General features: G+C 52.0%; 23 protein-coding genes and 1 pseudogene. 13 read left to right on the forward strand and 11 right to left on the reverse strand.

From position 1 onward, the window contains the following. Window positions 1-6: 6 nt before the first annotated feature. From sirB1 to hemA, 5 genes are all read right to left on the reverse strand, one after another. A complete protein-coding gene (gene sirB1, locus BL249_RS04905) occupies window positions 7-816 on the reverse strand; it encodes an invasion regulator SirB1 (protein WP_099706315.1) in 810 nt (269 codons plus the stop codon). A gap of 3 nt (window positions 817-819) precedes the next feature. Continuing rightward, window positions 820-1209, reverse strand: coding sequence for a SirB2 family protein (locus BL249_RS04910; RefSeq protein WP_099706314.1), 390 nt, complete (start codon window positions 1207-1209; stop codon window positions 820-822). Continuing rightward, complete coding sequence (prmC, locus tag BL249_RS04915; protein ID WP_099706313.1) at window positions 1206-2051, reverse strand: peptide chain release factor N(5)-glutamine methyltransferase; 846 nt, start codon at window positions 2049-2051, stop codon at window positions 1206-1208. The genes BL249_RS04910 and prmC overlap by 4 nt, the downstream gene beginning before the upstream one ends. After that, complete coding sequence (prfA, locus tag BL249_RS04920; protein WP_099706312.1) at window positions 2051-3133, reverse strand: peptide chain release factor 1; 1083 nt, start codon at window positions 3131-3133, stop codon at window positions 2051-2053. Before prfA ends, prmC begins: the two co-directional genes overlap by 1 nt. 86 nt (window positions 3134-3219) lie before the next feature. After that, entirely contained in the window at window positions 3220-4476 is a 1257-nt protein-coding gene (hemA, locus tag BL249_RS04925) for a glutamyl-tRNA reductase (protein WP_099706330.1), read from the reverse strand. Window positions 4477-4703: 227 nt separating this feature from the next. Here hemA and lolB point away from each other — a divergent pair, with 227 nt between their 5' ends. The 4 genes from lolB (at window position 4704) to BL249_RS04945 (ending at window position 8726) form a co-directional block, all read left to right on the forward strand. Next, window positions 4704-5327: a lipoprotein insertase outer membrane protein LolB gene (lolB, locus tag BL249_RS04930; protein WP_099706311.1), complete on the forward strand. Its 624-nt coding sequence runs from the start codon at window positions 4704-4706 to the stop codon at window positions 5325-5327. Further along, on the forward strand, window positions 5324-6193 hold the full coding sequence (ispE, locus tag BL249_RS04935) for a 4-(cytidine 5'-diphospho)-2-C-methyl-D-erythritol kinase (RefSeq protein WP_099706310.1): 870 nt from the start codon (window positions 5324-5326) through the stop codon (window positions 6191-6193). The genes lolB and ispE overlap by 4 nt, the downstream gene beginning before the upstream one ends. 119 nt (window positions 6194-6312) lie before the next feature. Beyond that, the gene (gene prs / locus BL249_RS04940) at window positions 6313-7260 is read left to right on the forward strand and encodes a ribose-phosphate diphosphokinase (protein ID WP_099706309.1); all 948 of its coding nucleotides are present in this window, start codon (window positions 6313-6315) and stop codon (window positions 7258-7260) included. Between the two features lie 287 nt (window positions 7261-7547). Next, window positions 7548-8726 (forward strand): GGDEF domain-containing protein, encoded by a 1179-nt coding sequence (locus tag BL249_RS04945; RefSeq protein WP_099706308.1) that lies wholly within the window; start codon window positions 7548-7550, stop codon window positions 8724-8726. On the opposite strand, the gene ychH is transcribed toward BL249_RS04945, so the two are convergent. Further along, window positions 8723-8998 (reverse strand): stress-induced protein YchH, encoded by a 276-nt coding sequence (ychH, locus tag BL249_RS04950; RefSeq protein ID WP_099706307.1) that lies wholly within the window; start codon window positions 8996-8998, stop codon window positions 8723-8725. The genes BL249_RS04945 and ychH overlap by 4 nt on opposite strands. A 285-nt stretch (window positions 8999-9283) precedes the next feature. Between ychH and pth the strand changes: the two genes are divergently transcribed. Together pth and ychF are read left to right on the forward strand one after the other, a co-directional pair. Beyond that, complete coding sequence (gene pth, locus BL249_RS04960; protein WP_099706305.1) at window positions 9284-9877, forward strand: aminoacyl-tRNA hydrolase; 594 nt, start codon at window positions 9284-9286, stop codon at window positions 9875-9877. Between the two features lie 136 nt (window positions 9878-10013). Continuing rightward, window positions 10014-11105: a redox-regulated ATPase YchF gene (gene ychF / locus BL249_RS04965; protein ID WP_099706304.1), complete on the forward strand. Its 1092-nt coding sequence runs from the start codon at window positions 10014-10016 to the stop codon at window positions 11103-11105. 133 nt (window positions 11106-11238) lie between these two features. Here ychF and BL249_RS04970 read toward each other — a convergent pair whose 3' ends face one another. The 5 genes from BL249_RS04970 to BL249_RS04990 all read right to left on the reverse strand — a co-directional run bounded on the left by BL249_RS04970 (window position 11239) and on the right by BL249_RS04990 (window position 15206). Further along, window positions 11239-11922, reverse strand: a complete 684-nt coding sequence (locus BL249_RS04970) for an outer membrane protein (protein WP_099706303.1) — start codon at window positions 11920-11922, stop codon at window positions 11239-11241. A gap of 33 nt (window positions 11923-11955) precedes the next feature. Further along, window positions 11956-12453: a GlcG/HbpS family heme-binding protein gene (locus tag BL249_RS04975; protein ID WP_099706302.1), complete on the reverse strand. Its 498-nt coding sequence runs from the start codon at window positions 12451-12453 to the stop codon at window positions 11956-11958. Between the two features lie 142 nt (window positions 12454-12595). Continuing rightward, entirely contained in the window at window positions 12596-13213 is a 618-nt protein-coding gene (locus tag BL249_RS04980; protein WP_099706301.1) for a response regulator transcription factor, read from the reverse strand. Then, window positions 13213-14535, reverse strand: a complete 1323-nt coding sequence (locus tag BL249_RS04985; RefSeq protein ID WP_099706300.1) for a sensor histidine kinase — start codon at window positions 14533-14535, stop codon at window positions 13213-13215. The genes BL249_RS04980 and BL249_RS04985 overlap by 1 nt, the downstream gene beginning before the upstream one ends. 335 nt (window positions 14536-14870) lie before the next feature. Beyond that, window positions 14871-15206, reverse strand: a complete 336-nt coding sequence (locus tag BL249_RS04990) for a DMT family transporter (RefSeq protein ID WP_446717705.1) — start codon at window positions 15204-15206, stop codon at window positions 14871-14873. Window positions 15207-16170: 964 nt separating this feature from the next. Here BL249_RS04990 and potA point away from each other — a divergent pair. The 7 genes and pseudogenes from potA to BL249_RS05025 form a co-directional block, all read left to right on the forward strand. Beyond that, window positions 16171-17292, forward strand: a complete 1122-nt coding sequence (gene potA / locus BL249_RS04995) for a spermidine/putrescine ABC transporter ATP-binding protein PotA (protein WP_099706298.1) — start codon at window positions 16171-16173, stop codon at window positions 17290-17292. After that, complete coding sequence (gene potB / locus BL249_RS05000; RefSeq protein ID WP_099706297.1) at window positions 17285-18136, forward strand: spermidine/putrescine ABC transporter permease PotB; 852 nt, start codon at window positions 17285-17287, stop codon at window positions 18134-18136. Before potA ends, potB begins: the two co-directional genes overlap by 8 nt. Next, complete coding sequence (potC, locus tag BL249_RS05005; protein WP_099706296.1) at window positions 18133-18906, forward strand: spermidine/putrescine ABC transporter permease PotC; 774 nt, start codon at window positions 18133-18135, stop codon at window positions 18904-18906. The genes potB and potC overlap by 4 nt, the downstream gene beginning before the upstream one ends. A 12-nt stretch (window positions 18907-18918) precedes the next feature. Then, window positions 18919-19962 (forward strand): spermidine/putrescine ABC transporter substrate-binding protein PotD, encoded by a 1044-nt coding sequence (potD, locus tag BL249_RS05010; protein WP_099706295.1) that lies wholly within the window; start codon window positions 18919-18921, stop codon window positions 19960-19962. A 260-nt stretch (window positions 19963-20222) separates the two neighbouring features. After that, entirely contained in the window at window positions 20223-21188 is a 966-nt protein-coding gene (locus tag BL249_RS05015; RefSeq protein WP_099706329.1) for a sugar-binding transcriptional regulator, read from the forward strand. Window positions 21189-21546: 358 nt separating this feature from the next. Beyond that, a pseudogene (locus BL249_RS05020) lies at window positions 21547-21846 on the forward strand (PTS sugar transporter subunit IIA); the annotation flags it as partial. Window positions 21847-21887: 41 nt separating this feature from the next. After that, the coding region (locus BL249_RS05025; protein WP_342633895.1) for an IS1 family transposase at window positions 21888-22018 on the forward strand (131 nt) is incomplete at its 3' end.

The raw sequence follows: 22018 nt of genomic DNA on the forward strand, positions 1-22018 counted from the left end.
CCTTATTTAATGAAGGGTAATCTGCTTATGTTCTATTGCGTTTATCTGTACTTTGATCAGTTCACTGATAGGGTCTTCAGGGCACTGCTCAACAAAATAGGTCAAATCGGTCAGAGCAATATGCTCACACTCCAGCTGGGCGAAAATTAGCCCGCGGTCACGAATTTCGTAGGGATCTTCCGGGTCCATCTGCACCAGCACCTGGCTGGTTTGCAGCGCCAGCTCCATCTGTTTTTCTTCCATCAACGCTGACTTTAGCGTATCAAGCATTTTGCGGATAACGCTGACCGGCTCGGCTTCTTCCAGATCGTCTTCAAACAGTTCCTCCACCGGGCCGATATTGCCCTTTAACCACACTTCAAGGGTGTGCTCGTCGAGGGTCTCACCATCAAAAGGGTTAATCAGCCACATTTCGCCATCCAGCCAGTCGGCACGCAGAATTAACTGCGTCGGAAAAATCACCGGCATCAGCGGCAGCTTAAGCGCCTGGGCAATATGCAAAAGGACAATTCCCAGCGACACGGCGGTTCCCTGACGGGTATGCAGTACGTTATCCAGCCACAATACATCAGATAAACGGTAGACGCCGCTGGCTCCACCAAATTGCCAGCGCTGGTAAAACAGTTCCAGCAACTGGCTGACCTGCATATCCTGGTCCAGCGCCGCCGGGATAGCCGCACGAGCTTCATCAACCAGCGCGTTAAGCTGAGCACGCACCCGATCGGCAGGAAAATCTTTGCGGATCGCCTGTAAAGCGACAATTACCGCCTCACTCAGAGGCGCGGCGTGAAAATCAAATTCTGTAAGAGAGGTCATTATTTACCCCAGTAAAAGACTTTTAGTGATGGCCAGACGGATGACCAGAGCCACCACCGCCAGCGCGAGAACCAGGGCCGCCAGACGCACCTTCTGCGATCGGGGACGGCGTCCTAACGCTATCGAACCTGCTGCAATGTAAATGATAACGCCAATTAGCTTCTCCGTCAGCCAGCTATCCTGGGTCAGCAATACCCCAGCATGCATAAAAACCACCAGGGTGAGACCTGACAGCAGCATCAGCGTGTCATTAAGGTGAGGTACTATCCTCACCCAGCACTGTTGTAACCGGCCTGGTGAAAAGTTAAGCCAAAAAAAACGCAGTATAAACAAACTGATACTAACTATCACTGTGGCAATATGAAAATTTCTTACTAAAAAATACCCGTTCATGCTGTTATTCCTGCCGCTCGCTGACCGGACGTGACGCGATCATTACCGCCATAGTCCCGGCGGGTTTCAACATTGACAAAACCCGCATCCCTCAAAATCTGGCGCACGTGGTCTGCCTGCTGCCAGCCATGCTCCAGCAGCAGCCAGCCTTGCTGATGTAAATGACCGGCAGCATGCAGCACGATATGGCGAATGTCAGCCAACCCCTGTTCGCCAGCAACCAGCGCGCTGAGCGGCTCGAAACGAACATCACCCCGACGCAGATGGCTATCTGCCGCATCAATATAGGGCGGATTACTGACAATCAGGTCAAAATGCTGATCCTGCAGGGCAGAATACCAGTCACTGCACAGAAAGCGGGCATTAGCGATCGCCAGATTTTCTCTGTTTAACTGCGCCAGCTGTACCGCCTCAGTGATGCGATCAACCCCGGTGATCTGCCAGCCTGGGCGTTCGCAGGCCAGGGCCAGAGCAATTGCCCCGCTACCGCTGCCTAAATCCAGCGCCTGTCCTTGCGCTGTTACCATTTTTTCCAGCGCACATTCAACCAGCACTTCGCTATCCGGTCGCGGGATCAGCGTATGCGGAGAAACCTGCAAAGTCAGCGACCAGAACTCACGCTCTCCGGTCAGATAAGCCACCGGCTCCCCCTTTTCACGCCGCGCCATCAGGTGTTCCAGCCTGGAGAGCTGCCCCCCGGTCAGCACAGTCTCATCAAAGGCACGCAGCCAGCTGCGATTTTTGCCGGTGACAAATGCCAGCAGAATTTCGGCATCTGCACGCGGACTGTCACTGTGCTTCAGCTGGGTCATGGCCGCCGGCAGCCAGTCGCGAATCTGCATTAATCCTGCCCGGCCAGCGCCGCCAGCTGGTCTGCCTGATATTCATGCACAATGGGTTCAATCAGCATATCGAGCTTGCCTTCCATCACTTCATCCAGCCGGTAAAGCGTCAGGTTAATCCGGTGATCGGTCACCCTTCCCTGTGGGAAGTTATAGGTCCGGTTGCGATCGGAACGATCGCCACTCCCCAGCAGGTTGCGGCGGGTTGACGCTTCCTCCTGCTGGCGTTTTGCCGTTTCGGCGGCATGAATACGGGCACCGAGTACCGCCAGTGCTTTAGCTTTATTTTTATGCTGCGAACGCTCGTCCTGGCACTCCACAACAATCCCTGTTGGCAGGTGGGTGATACGAATGGCGGAATCGGTGGTATTAACGTGCTGACCGCCGGCACCGGAGGAGCGGAAAGTGTCGATTTTCAGATCGGACGGATTAATATCGGGCATTTCTGCTTCCGGCAGCTCCGGCATCACCGCCACGGTACAGGCTGAGGTATGAATACGACCCTGTGATTCGGTTTCTGGCACGCGCTGAACCCGGTGTCCGCCTGACTCAAACTTCAGTCGTCCATAAGCGCCTTCGCCGGCAAAGCGCGCAATCACTTCTTTGTAACCACCGTGTTCACCTTCATTTGCGCTTAAAATTTCTACCTGCCAGCGGCGGCTTTCAGCATAGCGGCTGTACATCCGAAACAGGTCACCGGCAAAAATCGCGGCTTCATCGCCCCCGGTCCCGGCGCGCACTTCAACAAAGCAGCTGCGTTCGTCATCGGGATCTTTGGGCAACAACAGTACCTGCAGCTGCTGTTCCATTTGTTCACTTTGCTCACGCAGACTTTTCAGCTCTTCCTGCGCAATGTCTCGCATTTCTGCATCGTCAAGCATCAGCCGGGCGCCGTCCAGCTCTTGCTGTAGCTGTTGCCAGTGGCGAAAACAGCGGCTGACGTCGGTAAGCTGGGCATACTCACGCGATAACGCCCGGAAACGCGCCTGATCGGCAATCACGCCGGCATCACCCAGCATGACCTCCACTTCTTCGTAGCGTTCCTGTAACGCTTCCAGTTTAGCGACAATAGAGGGTTTCATCGTTGTAATTTTAACCTTGTCAGAAAAGATGAGAGAACGTAAAACGGAATGGACTCCGTCGCAGACTGCGCTGCGACGGAGCATAGCTAATCGAGGTTGAGGCTGTTACGCAGCAGATTCAGGCGCTCTGAATCACCATCACGCGCGGCCTGTTGCAGCGCTTTGGTCGGCGCGTGGATCAGGCGGTTAGTCAGCTTATGTGCCAGTTCGTTGAGCACAATTTGTGGGTCAACGCCCTGGCTCAGTGCCGCCAGCGCTTTACTTTCCAGCTGCTGGCGGATCAGATCGGCCGATGCGCGGTATTCGCGGATTGTTTCAACCGCGCTCTGCGCCCGCAGCCAGCACATAAATTCGCTGCTTTCCTGCAGAACAATGTCTTCCGCCTCACGCGCCGCCGCCTGACGTTGAGCCATATTTTTATCAATAATCACCTGCAGGTCATCGATACTGTACAGGTATGCATTGGCCAGTTTCCCCACTTCTGGCTCGATATCGCGCGGTACGGCAATATCCACCAGCAGCATGGGTTTATTACGGCGTTGTCTTAGCGCCCGTTCCACCATCCCTTTGCCAATAATCGGCAGCGGGCTGGCGGTTGAACTGATAATAATGTCCGCTTGCGCCAGCTGTGTATCGATATCGGCAATTGCGATCACTTGCGCGCCGACTTCATCTGCCAGCAGCTGCGCGCGTTCGCGGGTACGATTAGCAATCATCAGCTTGTGAACCCGGTGTTCACGCAGGTGGCGGGCTACCAGTTCAATAGTTTCCCCGGCACCGACAAGCAGCACGTTAACCGTGGTGAGCGATTCAAAAATCTGCCGCGCCAGCGAGCAGGCGGCAAAGGCCACAGAAACCGCGCTGGCGCCGATATCGGTTTCAGTACGCACCCGCTTAGCCACCGAGAAGGTTTTCTGAAACAGACGTTCCAGCTCACTGGAATTGCTGTGTCCGCGCGCCGAATCGGCATAGGCTTTTTTCACCTGCCCCAGAATTTGCGGTTCCCCCAGGACCAGGGAATCCAGTCCACTGGCCACGCGCATCAGATGGCTTACCGCTTCGTTTTCCTGATGCCAGTACAGGCTGTGGCGCACATCGGCTTCGTCAATACCATGATAATGACACAGCCAGTTCACCAGCCGTTCGCGCAGGTCATCCTGCTGCTCAACGCTCAGATAGAGTTCGGTCCGGTTGCAGGTCGACAGCACCACGCCACCTTGCACCATCGGCTGTGCCAGCAGACTTTCCAGCGCATGGTCAAGAATGTCAGGCGCAAACGCGACGCGTTCGCGTAACGCAACGGGTGCCGTTTTATGATTGATACCGAGTGCCAGCAGCGTCATGATGAATTTGGTCTGAGTGGTCCCACAGTCGATAGGGGTATAGAGCAGCATTCTACAAGATGCCGCCTGGCAAGGAAAGGGACACAAGAGGCAGTTGCGGCACAAAAAGCCTGCTTCTGCACAAAACAGCGCAATTTCGTCATTGACGAGGGCGCGCTGGCTGGTTAGCGTGAGCGGTCAGCTTTGGCTACAATGCCAGTGATGCGTCAGAGGAGATGACCCCCGATATGTTTGCACGCCCCCAGCGTTTTCTGCATGTTTTACCGCTCGCCAGCGTATTGCTGGCGGCCTGTAGCCTTAATAAACCCATGGCACCGGGTAAAAGCCCCGACTCGCCGCAATGGCACCAGCACCAACAGGCACTGAGCCAGATTACCCATTATCAGACCCGCGGTTCTTTTGCCTATATTTCTGACCAGCAAAAAGTTTATGCCCGTTTCAACTGGCAGCAAAGCGCCCCCGATCGCTATCGTCTGTTGTTAACTAATCCCCTCGGCAGCACCGAACTGCAGCTGGATGTTCAGGGCAAAGTGGTTCAGCTTATCGATAGCAAGGGCAAACGCTATGTCAGCGATGATGCCAGTAAAATGATTACACAGCTCACCGGCATGACGATTCCACTTGATGACCTGCGTCAGTGGATAATTGGTCTGCCTGGCGATGCCAGCGACTACACCCTTGATGACAAGTATCAGCTGCGTAGCGTCAACTATCGCCATGACGGTCAGAACTGGCAGGTAGTATTCAATAGTTACGATCAGCAACAGCAGCCCGCTCTGCCTGCCAATCTGTCCCTGACTCAGGACGATCAGCGGATAAAATTGCGTATGGACAGCTGGACCGTTAAATGATCACCCGCTGGCCGGCTCCGGCAAAACTTAACCTGTTTTTATATATTACCGGCCGTCGTGCCGACGGCTATCACACATTGCAAACGCTGTTTCAGTTCCTTGACTATGGCGATACCCTGCATATTGAAGTGAATAATCGCGACCAGATTCGCCTGCTCACTGAGGTGACGGGCGTGGCTCCGGAAAATAATCTGATTATTCGTGCCGCCCGGCTGCTTAAGCAGCGAGCGCTGGACGACGGGCGCCTGCAGCCGCAGCAGGGGGCCGTTTTCCGTCTTGAAAAACGTCTCCCCATGGGGGGCGGACTCGGGGGGGGATCGTCCAATGCAGCAACCACCCTGGTGGCCCTTAACCAGCTCTGGCAGCTGAATTACGCGCCGGATGTTCTGGCGGCGCTGGGACTGACGCTGGGGGCCGATGTCCCGGTATTTGTTCGCGGCCATGCGGCCTTTGCCGAAGGCATTGGCGAAGCGTTACAACCGGTTTCCCCTGCAGAAAAGTGGTATCTGGTGATGCACCCGGGTGTCAGTATCTCAACGCCCGAGGTGTTTAATGATGCTGCCCTGACCCGCAATACGCCGGCGCGCGATCTTTCCGTATTGCTACAGCAAAAATTTCGCAATGATTGTGAGGCAGCCGTAAGAAAACGTTTTCGTGAGGTTGATAGACTTCTCGTCTGGCTGCTAAACTACGCGCCATCACGCCTGACAGGAACCGGCGCCTGTGTCTTTGCTGAATTTGACACCGAGGCCGCTGCTCGTCAGGTGCTGGAAAAGGCCCCAAAAGATGTACAGGGATTTGTGGCTAAAGGTGTTAACCTTTCGCCCTTGTTTCGTACGCTTGCCGGGCATTCTGAACCGCGCTGATCGCATTACGCGTTCCTGATGTGGCAGCCGGTTCATCACATACCCGTCTGATACCCTGACGTCCAGTCGCTGGCGTTAACGCGTATCATTCTCTGGACGCAAAGCCTGAGGTTCTTCTCGTGCCTGATATGAAGCTTTTTGCTGGTAACGCTACCCCGGAACTGGCTCAACGTATTGCCAACCGCCTTTACACCAGCCTGGGCGACGCCGCTGTCGGTCGTTTCAGCGATGGTGAAGTAAGCGTACAGATTAACGAAAACGTACGCGGTGGTGATATTTTCATCATCCAGTCCACTTGTGCCCCCACCAATGACAATCTGATGGAACTGGTCGTGATGGTCGACGCTTTGCGTCGCGCTTCTGCTGGACGAATTACTGCGGTTATCCCCTACTTTGGCTATGCGCGCCAGGATCGTCGCGTCCGTTCTGCCCGCGTTCCTATTACGGCGAAAGTCGTGGCGGATTTTCTCTCCAGCGTCGGCGTTGACCGCGTACTGACGGTTGACCTGCATGCTGAACAGATTCAGGGCTTCTTTGATGTCCCGGTGGATAACGTCTTCGGCAGCCCGATTTTACTGGAGGATATGCTGCAGATTGGTCTGGAAAATCCGATTGTGGTGTCACCGGATATCGGCGGCGTCGTGCGCGCCCGCGCCATTGCCAAACTGCTTAATGATACCGATATGGCGATTATTGATAAGCGCCGGCCGCGCGCCAACGTCTCCCAGGTGATGCATATCATCGGTGACGTGGCCAACCGTGACTGTGTGCTGGTGGATGATATGATCGACACCGGCGGCACGTTATGCAAAGCGGCCGAGGCGCTGAAAGAGCGCGGAGCAAAACGGGTTTTTGCCTATGCCACCCACCCGATCTTCTCCGGTAACGCGGTAGAAAATCTGCGTAACTCAGTGATTGACGAAGTGGTAGTCTGCGACACTATCCCGCTGTCCGACGCCATCAAAGCGCTGCCCAACGTACGTTCGCTGACGCTTTCCGGCATGCTGGCCGAAGCAATTCGCCGTATCAGCAACGAAGAATCCATATCCGCGATGTTTGAGCATTAATCACAACGGGGTGAGTCAGGCTCATCCCGTTTTTTGCTGGCGCAAACAGCGCAGAATACATAGATTGCCAGCGTCGCAAACACCATCTCACGCGGCGGCATGGCCATTGCGGGCGATTAGCCAGAATATAATCTGGCAAAAAAGCCGCCGGCCTCAGACAAAATTCCGGCTAACCTGCTTTATTCACGCTATATTGACATTTTCAGCAGTTGGTCGTCGCCTGCCCTACCGACAATGATACATAAGTGCTATTTTGCAATGCCGTCTTTTTCAGGATCGTTTCTACAATGACGCTTGACGTCTACACGCTGTTTGTCTGCGAACTTTATGTGACCCTGTTTCTGGTTATCATCATGTTCTTTGCCTGGCGTGGCGCGCAGTACGACCGGACGCTGGGCTATCTCTGCCTGGCGTTATGTCTCACGCTGAGCGGACTGTGGTTAAGCAGTCTGCGGGAAAACGGTGCGCTGTTTATGCCGGTGGTCGCCGGCAACATGCTGATACTGATGGCCTATGGCATCCTGCTAAATGCGTTTCGCGCTTTTCGCGGCGCCCGCAATAATTACCTCTGGCTGGCTGGCATGTTAGTCTGGGCGCTATTGTGCCTGTTTCCGCCTTTTTACCACTCCCTACCGCTGCGCATTCTGGTCTCATCAAGCCTGTGCCTGTTTTATAGCGCCGCAATGATCCGCGAGCTGTATCGGGCGCGCGCCCTGCTGCCGGTCACCTGGTGGCCAGCACAGTTATTACTCTGGGTGCACGTGGTGTTTAATCTGATACGTATTCTGTTGGATACCGGCGTAGCCAGTGCGCAATATGGCGCCATCGGTGGATCAACTTTTTCCGTCTGGGTAATTATCGAATCTATATTGCTGGTTATCGGTCTTAATTTTACCTTTCTGGCAATGGTTAACGAACGTAATCAGCTGCAATATAAGCGCGCTTCGCTGCTTGACCCGCTCACCAGCGTGTGGAACCGGCGCGCGCTGTTTCAGCTGGCAGAAAAATGCCGCCAGCACTGTCTGCGCAACCGGCAATCATTCAGCGTGCTGCTGTTTGATCTTGACCATTTTAAAGCCATCAATGACCGCTTTGGTCATACCCAGGGGGATAAAACGCTGATTAATTTTTGCCAGATTGCTCAGCGACATATGCCGAAAGAGGGCTGGTTTGCCCGTCTGGGTGGTGAAGAATTTGCCGCCGTAATGGTGGCGGAGAAAGCGCAGGCGCTGGCGATTGCCGAACATATCCGCAGTGAAACAGCCGGCGCGCAGCCTGATGGCATAAATTATACGGTCAGTATTGGTGTTGCCTGCGATAAGGGCAGCACACTCAGCGTGGGTGACCTGATGACGGAAGCCGACGATGCGCTCTACCGGGCAAAAGCCCGCGGCAGAAACTGCGTGGTGGATGCCAGAGCAACGGATAGTAACCCCGCTGCTCTGACGGCTGACGCCCCCGGTTAATGACCGGAATGATGGCGTCGGCAGCGTTCGTCACCGTAGTGACGCAGCCAGAAGTAGCGATCGGCCACTTTTTCCCGGCCACTAAGACGGGCTCCGGCCAGCCACAGCATGGCGCCGATGAAAATGGCAAATATTGCGCCCTCAATCAGGGAACCCGACAGATTAACGCCTGACAGCTGATTCAGTACCGAGCACACAACGCCCAGCACCATTACCAGCAATCCTGCCGCCATCAGCACATTGCCTGTTACAAAAGCATATTTTCTGGTCATCACAGTCACCTCCTGCAACCTGCGGAAATGAGCAAACTCCGTTGCCTGTTTGCCTGTTACTGACTATTTTAGAAAATGTCTGCCTTTCAGGTTGCGCGCAGGATCACACTTACTGGGTATTTTTGACATAACTTTACTTCCATGCGACTGATTGTAACCATAAAAGTCATGTGCGGACATGGCGGGTACCAGAGCCGCGGCGGCTTTGCCGTTTTGCCGCTTTGCGTTGCCGGCATCACACAGTAAACTAGCGCCCTTGTGAGTGGATATCATCAGGAACATTACGTGGAAGCAATCAAGCTGATTGTCGGCCTTGCCAACCCTGGCGCCGACTATGCTGCCACCCGTCACAATGCGGGTGCCTGGTATCTGGACTATCTGGCCCGGCGTCATAATCAGTCGCTAAAAGAAGAGGCCAAATTTTATGGTTATACCGGTCGTTTTACGCTTGGCAGCGATGAGATACGTCTGCTGGTTCCCACCACTTTTATGAATCTTAGCGGCAAGGCAGTGTCAGCCATGGCCAGCTTCTACCGTATTGCCCCGGAGGAAATTCTGGTGGCACATGATGAACTGGACCTGCCGCCAGGGGTGGCCAGGCTGAAACAGGGCGGGGGTCATGGCGGCCATAACGGTCTGAAAGACATTATCAGTAAACTTGGCAACAACCCTAATTTCCACCGGCTGCGTATTGGCATTGGCCACCCAGGCGACCGCAATAAAGTCACGGGGTTTGTACTGGGTAAGCCGCCGCTTTCTGAGCAAAAGCTCATTGATGAGGCCATTGATGAGGCTGCCCGCTGTACCGAACTCTGGCTGCAGCAGCGGGACCGGCTGAAAGCCATGAACCGTCTGCACGCTTTCAAACCACAAATCTGAGCATCGCCGCCGCTCACGCGGCAAATCCACGCCATATAGCCGCTATTTATGTGTATAATGCCGGCAGTTTTTTCCAGGTTACTGCTGGCGCGTCAACCTGACGCGCTGCGATAACAGCAATTAAGGTAATTTAATCATGGGTTTTAAATGCGGTATCGTGGGGCTGCCAAACGTCGGCAAATCCACCCTGTTTAATGCGCTTACCAAAGCCGGTATCGAGGCAGCAAACTTTCCATTTTGCACCATTGAGCCAAACACCGGCGTCGTTCCGATGCCGGACCTGCGCCTGGACCAGCTGGCGGAGATCGTAAAGCCTCAGCGCGTGGTACCGACCACAATGGAATTTGTCGATATTGCCGGACTGGTGAAAGGCGCATCCAAAGGCGAAGGGCTGGGTAACCAGTTTCTGACCAATATTCGCGAAACCGAAGCGATTGGCCACGTGGTGCGCTGTTTTGAAAATGACAATATCATTCACGTTTCCGGCAAGGTCAATCCGGCGGAAGATATTGACGTAATCAATACTGAACTGGCACTTTCAGATCTGGAAACCTGCGAACGCGCCCTGCACCGTATTCAGAAAAAAGCCAAAGGCGGCGATAAAGACGCAAAACAGGAACAGGCGGTGCTGGAAAAATGCCTGCCGCATCTGGAAAACGCCGGTATGCTGAGGGCGCTGGCGCTTTCTGCCGAGGAAAAGGCGGCTATCCGCTACCTGAGTTTCCTTACCCTGAAACCCACTATGTATATTGCCAACGTCAATGAAGATGGTTTTGACAATAACCCTTATCTTGATCAGGTCCGGGAAATTGCACAACAGGAAGGTTCAGTGGTGGTGCCGGTATGCGCAGCGGTTGAATCTGATATTGCTGAACTTGACGATGCAGAACGCGATGAGTTTATGGCAGAACTGGGGCTGGAAGAACCCGGACTTAATCGCGTCATTCGTGCAGGTTATGCCCTGCTCAACCTGCAAACTTACTTCACCGCCGGTATGAAAGAAGTACGCGCCTGGACCATTCCGGTGGGCGCCACCGCCCCTCAGGCTGCGGGTAAAATCCATACCGATTTTGAGAAAGGCTTTATCCGCGCGCAGACCATTGGTTTTGAAGATTTTATCAGCTTTAAGGGCGAGCAAGGGGCTAAGGAAGCCGGCAAAATGCGTTCGGAAGGTAAAGAATATATCGTCAAAGATGGCGACGTTATGAATTTCCTGTTCAACGTCTGAACCACTACAATGCACGCCGGAGTCAGGCGTGAAAAACATCTTCACGCTGACGACACTTTATTAATCAAATAAAAAATGGCGGCTGAGTTAACTCAGACCGCCATTTGCAGGCTAACAGCAGCAATGTTGCGTTTTAGAATAAATAGCGCACGCCGAGAGTAAATTCGTTAGACACCAGGCGGCCTTTCATTTGTTCATCTTTCAGGTTGCGGGCGTTGGTGAAGTTATTGTAACCGCTCTCCATTTTACCCATATCCACATAGCGATAGCCCAGATCAAAACTCAGGCGCTCCAGTGGCGAGTAGCTAATACCCGCACCAATGGCATATGTCAGATTGGTCTGCGTGCTGGAAGCAAATTCCCGCGACGGCGTGCCCTGCCAGCCGCCGGCTTTGATTTTGCTAATGCCAAGGCCAGCGGTACCGTAGAGCGAGATACCATAACCCAGCGCATAGTCGCGATAGACATTAAACATCAGGCGTTCAACGTCAGTTTGCAGATGGTTATAGCTGGTGGGAAAAGCAGAAGATCCGCTGGTGTACTCATTTTTTTGCTTAAAGGTATACTCACCTTCCGTACGCCAGCCGTTTCCAAACTGATAGCCTGCAGCAACCGATGCGCCGCCCAGATGTTCTTTTTCTTTTCCGCCGACAAACTGTCCCACCCCCGGCCGGGCACTGGTATCCATTTCTTTGGCACGTTGTTCAATTTGCAGGTATTTCGCTGAACCGTAATAACCTTCGGCGAAGTCACCGGCCATCACGCTGCCTGATGCCAGACAAAGCGGCAATATGGATACCATCAGTTTAAATTTCATCTCTTACTCCTTGCGCATAAAGACTCATCAGAATTAACCGCCGTTCAGGCTGGCCGCGTTGTTTTTTAAGGCATCCAGCGCACATTGCTGGTCAAGGTCTCCGCCCGGCGCCCCACCGACCCCTATCGCACCAATCAGCGCATCTGCGCTTTTCACCGGCACGCCGCCGGCCAGTAATAAAAAGCCGGGCAGATCGCGCAGGTTAGCGGCGGTAGCATTCGCCTGACTGTTCTTCATGACGTTTTCCGTGGCGGTTTTGGTGGTCAGCGCGGTGAAGGCTTTCATACGACTGGCCTCAAGGGTATGGGGGCCTGCGTTATCCATGCGTTTAATAACCAGGGGAATACCGGCCCGGTCAACCACGGTTACGGATACATTGTAATGACGCGCACGACAGGCCTGGAGGGCGCTTTGCGCCAGCTTATCGGCCAGCTCAAGAGAAAGGTTTTTTTCGGTTAACACGCCGCTGGCGGCACAGGAGAATGACAATAAGCTACCGAGTAACAGCGTACTGGTAATAATAAGTTTCATTTTACAGTACTCCCTGATATCGCTTTATGGTATCAGGGAGTCTAAGGGGGGTAACGACAGCAGACTATTGGCACAATTACCTAAGTTATTAGGTATTTTTACCTGGAAAGTCATCCGGGGGTTTACCTGAAGCCTTGCCTCATTATTTTCTTAGCAAGGCAACTTCACCATATTTATTAATTAATTTTGGCAATGAGTTAACCTCAAGCTTGACAAAAATATTGGTGCGATGGGCTTCAACGGTACGCGGCGACAGCGAATAAGCCCGGGCAATCTCCTTACTGGAACTTCCCTGCATTATTTGCTGAAAAATATCCTGTTCTCTGGCGGTCAGCGTAGCCAGTTTACGTTGTATCAGCCGCGTTCTTTGCTGCTTTTCCTGCAGCGCTTGCTGCAAAGCCAGTGCTGAACCAATGGTTTCAAACAGTAAATCGGCATCAATGGGTTTCGTGAGGAATTCAAAAGCGCCATTTTTGAAGGCACGACGACAGAGATCAATATTGGCATGTCCGGTCATGATAATTACCGGAATTTCCAGCCCTTGTTGCTTCCATTCATCAAGGAGTGCCAGCCCGGTTTTCCCCGGCATGCGGATATCCAGCAGCATACAGCCGGCAAGCGTCTGCATATCATCCACCGTCTGCTGAAAAGCCTGGGCGCTATTATAGCTCTTTGTCAGCCAGCCGACGGTACTTAACAACGCGCTTAGTGAGGCACAAATAGCCGGTTCATCATCAATGAGATAAATATACTGTTCCATTACTCCTCCCTGAGATGAACAGGCAGCCAGATAGTAAAACTGGCCCCGCCCTGTCCGGTCATATTGGACACCTGAATGTTACCATTAAGGCGCTGAATCAGCGTTTCAGTCAGCGCCATACCCAGACCAATACCGTTACTGCGGGTGGTGAAAAAAGGCATAAAGACCTGCTGTAACGCCTGTTCAGATAATCCGGGTCCACCGTCGGTAACGCGGAGTAAAATCCCCGCGTTTGCCGCCTTCGCCGTCAGATTTATCCACGAGGTACCCGGTTTATTGCCTTCCTGCGCCTGAACCGCGTTATGGGCAATATTATGCAGGATTTGTTCAATCCATAGCGGGGGGGCATACAGCAGCGGTAAATTATCCGGGATACGGCTGCTTACCCGGATTTTTTTGCTGCTGATCTCTTTATCCAGCAGAGTGACCACCTGTGCCCAGAGTCGCCCCAGAACGATGGGCTGATAGTCAGCCTGCTGCCCAATCAGCTTCTGTCGGAATTGTTGTAACAACGCATCAATCCGTTTTATCTGCACTACGGCGGCCTCAAGCAGCGCCGATACTTGCCCGGGATGCTGCTGACGCATCATCCGTTGTGCGGTCTGATTATAGCTTAAGATTGCAGTCAGCGGCTGGTTGAGCTCATGTATGATACCAGCAGCCAGCTCCCCCATGGTATTTAGCCTTGTCAGTTCAGCATACTGACTGCGCATATCAGCAATGTCCCGCCGGCGTTTATTGCTGCGATACTGGCTGAACAGATACACCAGCAGCCCCCAGAATAAGGCCGGAGCGAGGATGGCCGTCCAGGGCAATCCCATCCAGTCAGGTCGATCATCGGCAATCAGCATAAATGGCTGCGAGCGGCTACTGATGGCTTTTTGCCAGCGCCAGTAATCCCGCGGGCTTGCCGCGCCCTGTTCAAATAAGGGCACGTTATTCCACTGAATAATCAGATGGCTGAAACGCTTTTTCCCTCTGATATCACTCACCAACCGGTTGAGATCGATCAACAACGACTGATTATCAATATTCAGCCAGTACTGCCCTTTGCGCCCAACCACCAGCGCGCGCCATGGCTCAATTGTCGAGTGTTGCCGCAGGCGAATGATGTGCGGAAAAAGTTTCTGTACTTCCCACGCCAGCGGATTCGCCGGCAGCAGGCGGATGATGGCATCATGCTGCGCCAGTTTAATCGTCACATCACGGTAGAGAATACGAAAATCCGCACTTTTCTCTTCATATTGCTGCTGCAGAAAATAGGCCACCAGTCCGCCACTGGAAAGCAGTGACAATAATAACCAGCTGATTATCTTCACCATAACCTCTCCCCTGTCCTCCACGCTTCCCTTTTCCCTTTCTTAGCATAAAGCGCCCAAGGCGGACATCAGCCTATTCCCTAATTCGTTTCATATTCAATGACGGTTGCCGCTTAATAGGGATATTGCTGGCGCGGTGGCGACACGCAGTCAGCGCAGATAGCGCAGATAAGGTTGAAATGAAATTATGCTGTTTCGGCTTCGGCAAAAAGGAGCGCGATGGAAAAATAAGTGACGCAGTCCGGCTGGCTTAACGGCCAGTCAGCTTACCCGGGGAAACAGAATCATCAAGCGAGTACAGGCCGCTATTCACGCCTGTACTCTGAAGGCAGGCAGGGTTATTTTTCGATCATGGAAGCAGAGAAAAGATTAATTATCACCACGCCGGCAATAATAAAAGTAATACCAACAATCGCCGGAAGGTCCAGTTTCTGGTGGTAATAAAAATAGGAAATCATCGACACCAGGATAATACCCAGCCCGGCCCAGATCGCATAAGCAACGCCTAAATTCAGTACTTTCACCACATGAGAAAGACCATAGAAAGAGATCCCATAACCAATCACCACGATCAGTGAAGGGACCAGCCGGGTAAAGCCATCGGAGGCTTTTACCATCGAAGTGGCGACAGTTTCAGCGGCAACAGATATAAGCAAAAGCAGATAAATTTTGATCATTTCATCAGAGTCCCGTAATGAAAATTTTCCGTAAAAAGTGAGGACATCAGCACGATGGCTAAAGACAGCCTGCGTACTACATGGCAGTCATGTACTGACCGTCCTTGTTAACCGGGAGCAAACCGAGCCGGCCGATAGCTATATCCTTCTGCCGCTGGCGGGCTGGCGGATTTGCCCCGGCTTTCTTTCCGGGCAGAGACCTGCTGTGTTGTGCGGCGCATGCGGCGCAACCGGGCAGAAAGCCAGCAAAGGGTAACAGAAATGGTAACGGCTGGCTAAGAAAGTTCTGAACTCCGGACGATAGTTTACCATTACGTTAATAATTGTAAGCATAATATCAACAACCCGGTTTGCCAGCGCTGCAGACTTAAACAAATTACCGCCACACTGTTTAGTGCCAGAAGCTGGCTGGTATGAATATTGTACGACAGTAAAGCTGGGCAGGTTATTAACGTATACTCAGCATAAACTTCTTAAAGAAAGTAATGATATCAATACGTTATTATTATAAAATTGGCGGTAATAACAAGATGGCGGTTTTTGTCAGCTTTTCTGTGAATAGTTATGCTGCTGATTTAATGCTGTGGAAGTAAAAAACAGTTAATTTTATTACAATAGCGAACCATATGACTTATATTCTCCCTGCAAAAGGAAGGTACAGAGCAACGCCCGGAATTTTTTCTGACCAAAAACAAAAGGAATCGTGATGGAAAAGTCTATTCTCACCGGATTGACGCTGGCGCCCATTTTCCGCGCATCAACAGCCACATCGGCTACCCTCGCCAGGCTTCCGGATGAAAACCGACTTCACTATCACCCCGGCTTGCTTTTCCACATTCAGCGCGGATCACGATGTTATCCCTGCCACACGGATAAATGACATAGCAAGGCCTTAAATTTATCTGAACCGCTGACGGACTCGCATTAGCGAGCACCTTATTTTATCCCAGGAGGAAGCACAATGGCGCCAGCAGACACTCAGCAGCCGTTGGTAAAACTTACCGATATCAGCAAAGCCTTTGATGGCAAAGCGGTCATCTCTCAGTTCAATCTCAGCATTAATCATGGTGAGTTTATTACCCTGCTAGGTCCTTCTGGCTGTGGCAAAACCACCATTCTGAGGTTAATTGCCGGTCTGGAAGAAACTGACAGTGGCAGTATCACGCTGGATAACGAAGATATTACCCAAAAACCCGCTGAGCATCGCCATGTTAATACCGTGTTTCAGAGCTATGCTTTATTTCCACATATGACGGTATTTGACAACGTAGCGTTTGGCTTACGTATGCAAAACACCCCGCATGTCGAAATAAAAGGCCGCGTCAACCAGGCACTGGCCATGGTGCAACTGGAGACCTTTGCCGACCGTCGTCCGCATCAACTGTCAGGTGGACAGCAACAGCGGGTGGCAATTGCCCGCGCTGTGGTCAATCGTCCCAAGATTTTATTACTGGATGAACCCTTATCTGCGCTGGATTATAAGCTGCGCAAACAGATGCAAAATGAACTCAAGGCGCTGCAGCGTAAGCTTGGCATCACCTTTATTTTCGTTACCCACGATCAGGAAGAAGCGCTGACCATGTCCGATCGCATCGTGGTGTTACGTAATGGTGAAATTGAACAGGACGGCACGCCGCGGGAAATTTATGAAGAACCCAAAAATCTGTTTGTCGCCCGTTTTATTGGCGAAATTAACGTGTTTGATGCTGAAGTGGTGACGCTGCTGGAAAACCAGCGCTCCCGTGCCCGTGTCGAAGGTTTTCTGTGTGATATTCAGGCGCCGTTTCCTCTCAGCGTTGGCCAAAAACTGCACGTGCTGCTGCGACCGGAAGATCTGCGCGTGGAAGAGATTGCCGACGGCGATAGTCAGCCACCAGCCGGACTGATTGGCTATGTGCGCGAACGTAACTATAAAGGAATGACGCTGGAATCCACCCTCGAACTGGATAATGGCAAACTTATCACCGTCAGCGAATTTTTTAACGAAGACGATCCCGATTTTGACCACTCAATTAACCAGAAAATGGCGATTAACTGGGTGGAAAGCTGGGAGGTCGTCCTGCCAGGAGAGCCTCATGCGTAATCGTTTCCAGAAGAGCGTTATCGCGCTGATTATCGGCTGGCTGGTGCTGTTTGTCTTTCTGCCCAACCTGATTGTTATCGTCACCAGTTTTTTAACCCGTGATGACAATCATTTTGTCAGCCTGCATCTGACATTGAATAACTATCTGCGGCTGATCGACCCGCTGTATGCCGATGTACTGCTGCACTCGCTAAACATGGCGCTGATCGCCACGCTGTGTTGTCTGCTGATCGGTTATCCTTTCGCCTGGTGTCTTACCAGACTGTCAGCCCGCCTGAAACCACTGATGCTGTTCCTGCTGATTGTCCCCTTCTGGACCAATTCGCTGATCCGTATCTACGGTCTGAAGATTTTTCTTGGCGTACGCGGCTGGCTGAATGATTTTTTACTGTGGCTTGGCATTATCGACAAACCGTTTCGCATTATGTATACCTCTGAAGCGGTGGTACTTGGCCTGGTCTATATTCTGCTGCCATTTATGGTACTCCCGCTCTATTCAAGTCTCGACAAGCTCGACAAACCCTGCCTGGAAGCAGCACGGGATTTGGGTGCCGGTAAACTACAAACCTTTATACGCATTATCCTGCCGTTAACCATGCCTGGTATTGTGGCAGGTTGTCTGCTGGTTTTGCTGCCGGCAATGGGGTTGTTTTATGTGGCGGATTTAATGGGTGGCGCGAAAAACCTGCTGATTGGTAACGTCATCAAGAGCCAGTTCCTCAATATTCGCGACTGGCCTTTTGGCGCCGCCACCAGCATTGTGCTGACGCTGGTCATGGGCGTGCTGTTGTTGTTCTACTGGCGCGCCACACGCCTGTTGAATAAGAAGGTGGAGCTGAAATGATCGGACGCATACTACGTGCAGGCTTTATGACAACCATCTATGCCTGGCTATATATCCCGGTGGCGATACTGCTGGTGAACTCGTTTAATGCCTCGCGCTTTGGCATTAACTGGCAGGGATTCAGTACCCACTGGTACCGGCTGCTGATGCAAAATGACAGCCTGATTCAGGCGGCGCAACATTCGCTGATTATGGGGGTGCTTTCCGCCACCTGCACCACTGTCATTGGTTCACTGACTGCGGTGGCGCTTTACCGTTACCGTTTCCGCGGTAAGCCCTTTGTTGGCGGCATGCTGTTTGTGGTCATGATGTCTCCCGATATCGTTATGGCCATTTCGCTGCTGGTACTATTTATGCTGCTGGGTATTTCACTGGGTTTCTGGTCGTTGCTGTTTTCCCATATCACTTTCTGCCTGCCGTTTGTCACCATTACCGTCTGGTCGCGCCTGAAAGGATTTGATGTGCGGATGCTGGAAGCGGCCAGAGATCTTGGCGCCAGCGAGCTGGTCATCCTGCGTAAAATTATCCTGCCGCTGGCTTTACCAGCGGTGGCAGCCGGCTGGCTGCTTAGTTTCACCCTGTCGATGGACGATGTTGTGGTTTCTTCATTCGTCACCGGTCCGGGTTTTGAGATTTTACCGTTAAAAATTTATTCAATGGTCAAGGTCGGCGTTTCACCCGAGGTTAATGCGCTGGCAACAATATTAATGGCGCTGTCGCTGCTGTTGGTTGCCCTCAGTCAGCTGTTGTTACGTGATAAAACCAAATAAGGAGGAGCGGTTATGAAGAAATGGGGTTATCTGCTGGCCGCTGGCATGCTGGCACTCAGCACACAGAGCACCAGAGCCGATGCCGGCAACACACTCTACTTTTATAACTGGACGGAATACGTGCCCCCCGGTCTGCTTGAGCAGTTCACCAAAGAAACCGGTATCAAGGTGATTTACTCCACCTATGAATCCAATGAAAGCATGTATGCCAAACTTAAGACCTACAAAGATGGGGCTTATGATCTGGTGGTTCCTTCCACCTACTTTGTTGCCAAAATGCGCAAAGAAGGCATGATTCAGAAAATTGACAAGACAAAGCTGAGCAATTTTCACAATCTGGATCCGGCGTTGCTGAATAAATCCTTTGACCCCAATAATGACTACTCGATTCCGTATATCTGGGGCGCCACTGCCATTGGTGTTAACAGCGATGTTATCGATCCAACCACTATCACCAGCTGGGCAGATTTCTGGAAGCCGGAATATAAGGAAAGTATTCTGCTGACGGATGATGCCCGTGAAGTATTCCAGGTTGCGTTGCGTAAACTCGGTTACTCTGGTAACACCACTAATCCCGACGAAATCAAGGCCGCGGCACATGAACTGGAAAAACTGATGCCTAACGTGCTGGCCTTTAATTCTGATAATCCCGGCAATCCGTTTATGCAAGGCGAAGTCAACATTGGCATGATCTGGAATGGTTCAGCCTTTGTCGCGCGCCAGGCCGGTACGCCGCTGCAGGTGATCTGGCCGAAAGAAGGCGGTATTTTCTGGATGGACAGCCTGGCGATTCCGGCCAACGCCAAAAATAAAGAAGGGGCATTAAAGCTGATCAACTTCCTGTTACGTCCGGATGTTGCGGCAAAAGTGGCCAAAACTATTGGTTACCCGACGCCAAACCTGGCAGCGCGCGCGCTGCTGCCAAAAGAAATCAGCAGCGACCCAACGCTATATCCGTCTGAAGCTATTCTGAAAAAAGGCGAATGGCAGGATGATGTCGGCAGCGCCAGTACGCTGTACGAAACCCTGTTCGAACGCCTGAAAGCCGGGCGCTAATGGCCACCCACCCCGCCGCCACAGGCTGGCCAGCGGGGAATCAGATACTGTCCACCATTTTACTGCTTATCCCCTTTTCTCCGCTGACAGTCACCACCTGGATACTGCGCTGAAAACGTGCCAGTTCACATATCACAAAGATTGCACTCATACGTGCATATCTTCTGAGCACATCAGGGTATACTCTTTTGATGTTTATTTTACAGGGTAGCCGGTTTGTCACCCCTGATATTGCCACTTGCTTAACATGGAAAAGCATTATGCCCGGACAAAAAAAGCGTTCACGCTGGTCGGATTATGATCCGCGCTATATTTATTCACTGGTGGTCAGACGCTATTTTGCCGAGATGAAAACCAAGGTTGAAATTGCTGAAGAAATTGGCGTTTCCCGCTTCAAAGTCGCCCGTCTGATTGACGAAGCAATTGCTCAGGAATATGTAAAATTTGTCTTCCCCAGACAGCAGCTGCTTGATGACGAAATTGCCCATAATCTGTGTAAAAAATTTCAGCTGCAGGATGCCATAGTACTCTCTGTTTCAGAGTCCTGGTCCAGCCAGGAGCAGCTCAACGATAAGCTTGGCGGCATTACTGCCAGCTACCTCAGCCGTACGCTGACGGCGGGCATGAAAATTGGCGTAGCCTGGGGGCGCGTGTTATCCAGCACGGTGAGTAAACTTGGCGATCTGCCGCCTCTTGATGTTGTACAGCTTTCCGGCGTCCATCCAGGCATTGCCTTCAGCCAGGGGCCTATCGATCTGATTCATAAGATTGCAGCCGTTTCCGGCGGCAAAGCACATCCAATGTATGTACCAATGTGGGTTGATGACGAAAGTCTGGCCACAAAGCTGGCCAGCGATCAGGCGGTGCTGGACACCCAGCAATACTATTCCCGGCTCGACAGGGTCATCACCGGCATCGGTGACTGGAAATCCGGTTCTTCAAGCCTGTGCGATATTTTTCCACCGGCCTGGCAACAGCCACTGTTTGCGGATGATATCGCCGCAGATCTGTGTACCACGCTGATTAACAGTCGCGGCGTGATACTGGACAGCCCGATGAACCGGTTAGGATTTGGTATTACAAGCGAACAACTACGCAATACCGCACAGGTAATTGGTGTCGCCGGAGGCGAAGAAAAGTATGCCGGTATTGTTGCCTCACTCAATTCCGGTCTTCTTGATGTACTGATTACCGATTTTGAAACCGCCATCAAACTTCTGGCGTGACCCGCCGCCTGCCTGCGATGACTATCTTGGCTATAGCGCAAAATGCCAGCCGCTGACTGCGCTCATCGCCCCACCCGCTTTGCTCATATGATTAACGCTCGTCATCAACCCCGTTGACAGCACACAATTAACATTATTTCACTAAATTGTTTTTTATCAGCAAGTTAAATGTTTTGTTGTTTGCCATAATCCTCGGCGCTTTAACATATGAGCAGCTGTAAATTTGCGCTTATGTTATTTAATGTGATCAATGTGTAATTTTTGCATGCTGCTGCTATCGCCGATGCGGCGATATGATATAAATGCTCATATGATTTAATTTAATTGCTCTAATGAGCACAACTTAAAGGAGAGACCGGTGAGCTCAGTCGCTATCCGCCTGTCAGATGGGGCCGCATTTACTGATTATGATGAAGTGCTTGCGCATATTCATCACACCCTTCATAGCGAAGGTATTGTCAAACAAAGCTATCTGGCCGCACTGCGTGAGCGGGAAGCACTGTACCCTACCGGGATTCTGCTGGATGGCTATGCAGTGGCCATTCCCCATTGTGATACTCAGCATGCCAATTCGCCATGTGTATACATCATCCGGCTGCCGCAGTCGATAGAGGTCAATCAGGCCGATGGCGATGACAAATTGGTGATGCCTCTAATTGGTTGAATCTGATGTATAATGCGGGCTTTTGAGGTTCTCTTATGGCCAGCGTTAACGTTCATTGTCCCCGTTGTCAGTCTGTTCAGGTTTACCGCCATGGTCAGAACCCTAAAGGCTATGACAGATTTCGCTGCCGTGACTGCCACCGCGTGTTTCAACTCACTTACGCTTA

The sequence above is a fragment of the Erwinia sp. OLFS4 genome (assembly GCF_002752165.1).
In the GTDB taxonomy this organism is placed as follows: Bacteria; Pseudomonadota; Gammaproteobacteria; order Enterobacterales; family Enterobacteriaceae; genus Izhakiella.

Excerpts from the sequence above, each read along its gene's own strand:
- BL249_RS04985 (WP_099706300.1), bottom strand. The coding sequence starts at position 14,535 with ATGGTGAAGATAATCAGCTGGTTATTATTGTCACTGCTTTCCAGTGGC.
- prmC (WP_099706313.1), bottom strand. The coding sequence starts at position 2,051 with ATGCAGATTCGCGACTGGCTGCCGGCGGCCATGACCCAGCTGAAGCAC.
- BL249_RS04970 (WP_099706303.1), bottom strand. The coding sequence starts at position 11,922 with ATGAAATTTAAACTGATGGTATCCATATTGCCGCTTTGTCTGGCATCA.
- ychF (WP_099706304.1), top strand. The coding sequence starts at position 10,014 with ATGGGTTTTAAATGCGGTATCGTGGGGCTGCCAAACGTCGGCAAATCC.
- BL249_RS04910 (WP_099706314.1), bottom strand. The coding sequence starts at position 1,209 with ATGAACGGGTATTTTTTAGTAAGAAATTTTCATATTGCCACAGTGATA.
- lolB (WP_099706311.1), top strand. The coding sequence starts at position 4,704 with ATGTTTGCACGCCCCCAGCGTTTTCTGCATGTTTTACCGCTCGCCAGC.
- BL249_RS04975 (WP_099706302.1), bottom strand. The coding sequence starts at position 12,453 with ATGAAACTTATTATTACCAGTACGCTGTTACTCGGTAGCTTATTGTCA.
- potC (WP_099706296.1), top strand. The coding sequence starts at position 18,133 with ATGATCGGACGCATACTACGTGCAGGCTTTATGACAACCATCTATGCC.
- ispE (WP_099706310.1), top strand. The coding sequence starts at position 5,324 with ATGATCACCCGCTGGCCGGCTCCGGCAAAACTTAACCTGTTTTTATAT.
- prfA (WP_099706312.1), bottom strand. The coding sequence starts at position 3,133 with ATGAAACCCTCTATTGTCGCTAAACTGGAAGCGTTACAGGAACGCTAC.
- BL249_RS04945 (WP_099706308.1), top strand. The coding sequence starts at position 7,548 with ATGACGCTTGACGTCTACACGCTGTTTGTCTGCGAACTTTATGTGACC.
- potD (WP_099706295.1), top strand. The coding sequence starts at position 18,919 with ATGAAGAAATGGGGTTATCTGCTGGCCGCTGGCATGCTGGCACTCAGC.
- sirB1 (WP_099706315.1), bottom strand. The coding sequence starts at position 816 with ATGACCTCTCTTACAGAATTTGATTTTCACGCCGCGCCTCTGAGTGAG.
- BL249_RS05015 (WP_099706329.1), top strand. The coding sequence starts at position 20,223 with ATGCCCGGACAAAAAAAGCGTTCACGCTGGTCGGATTATGATCCGCGC.
- potA (WP_099706298.1), top strand. The coding sequence starts at position 16,171 with ATGGCGCCAGCAGACACTCAGCAGCCGTTGGTAAAACTTACCGATATC.
- BL249_RS04980 (WP_099706301.1), bottom strand. The coding sequence starts at position 13,213 with ATGGAACAGTATATTTATCTCATTGATGATGAACCGGCTATTTGTGCC.
- ychH (WP_099706307.1), bottom strand. The coding sequence starts at position 8,998 with ATGACCAGAAAATATGCTTTTGTAACAGGCAATGTGCTGATGGCGGCA.
- potB (WP_099706297.1), top strand. The coding sequence starts at position 17,285 with ATGCGTAATCGTTTCCAGAAGAGCGTTATCGCGCTGATTATCGGCTGG.
- hemA (WP_099706330.1), bottom strand. The coding sequence starts at position 4,476 with ATGACGCTGCTGGCACTCGGTATCAATCATAAAACGGCACCCGTTGCG.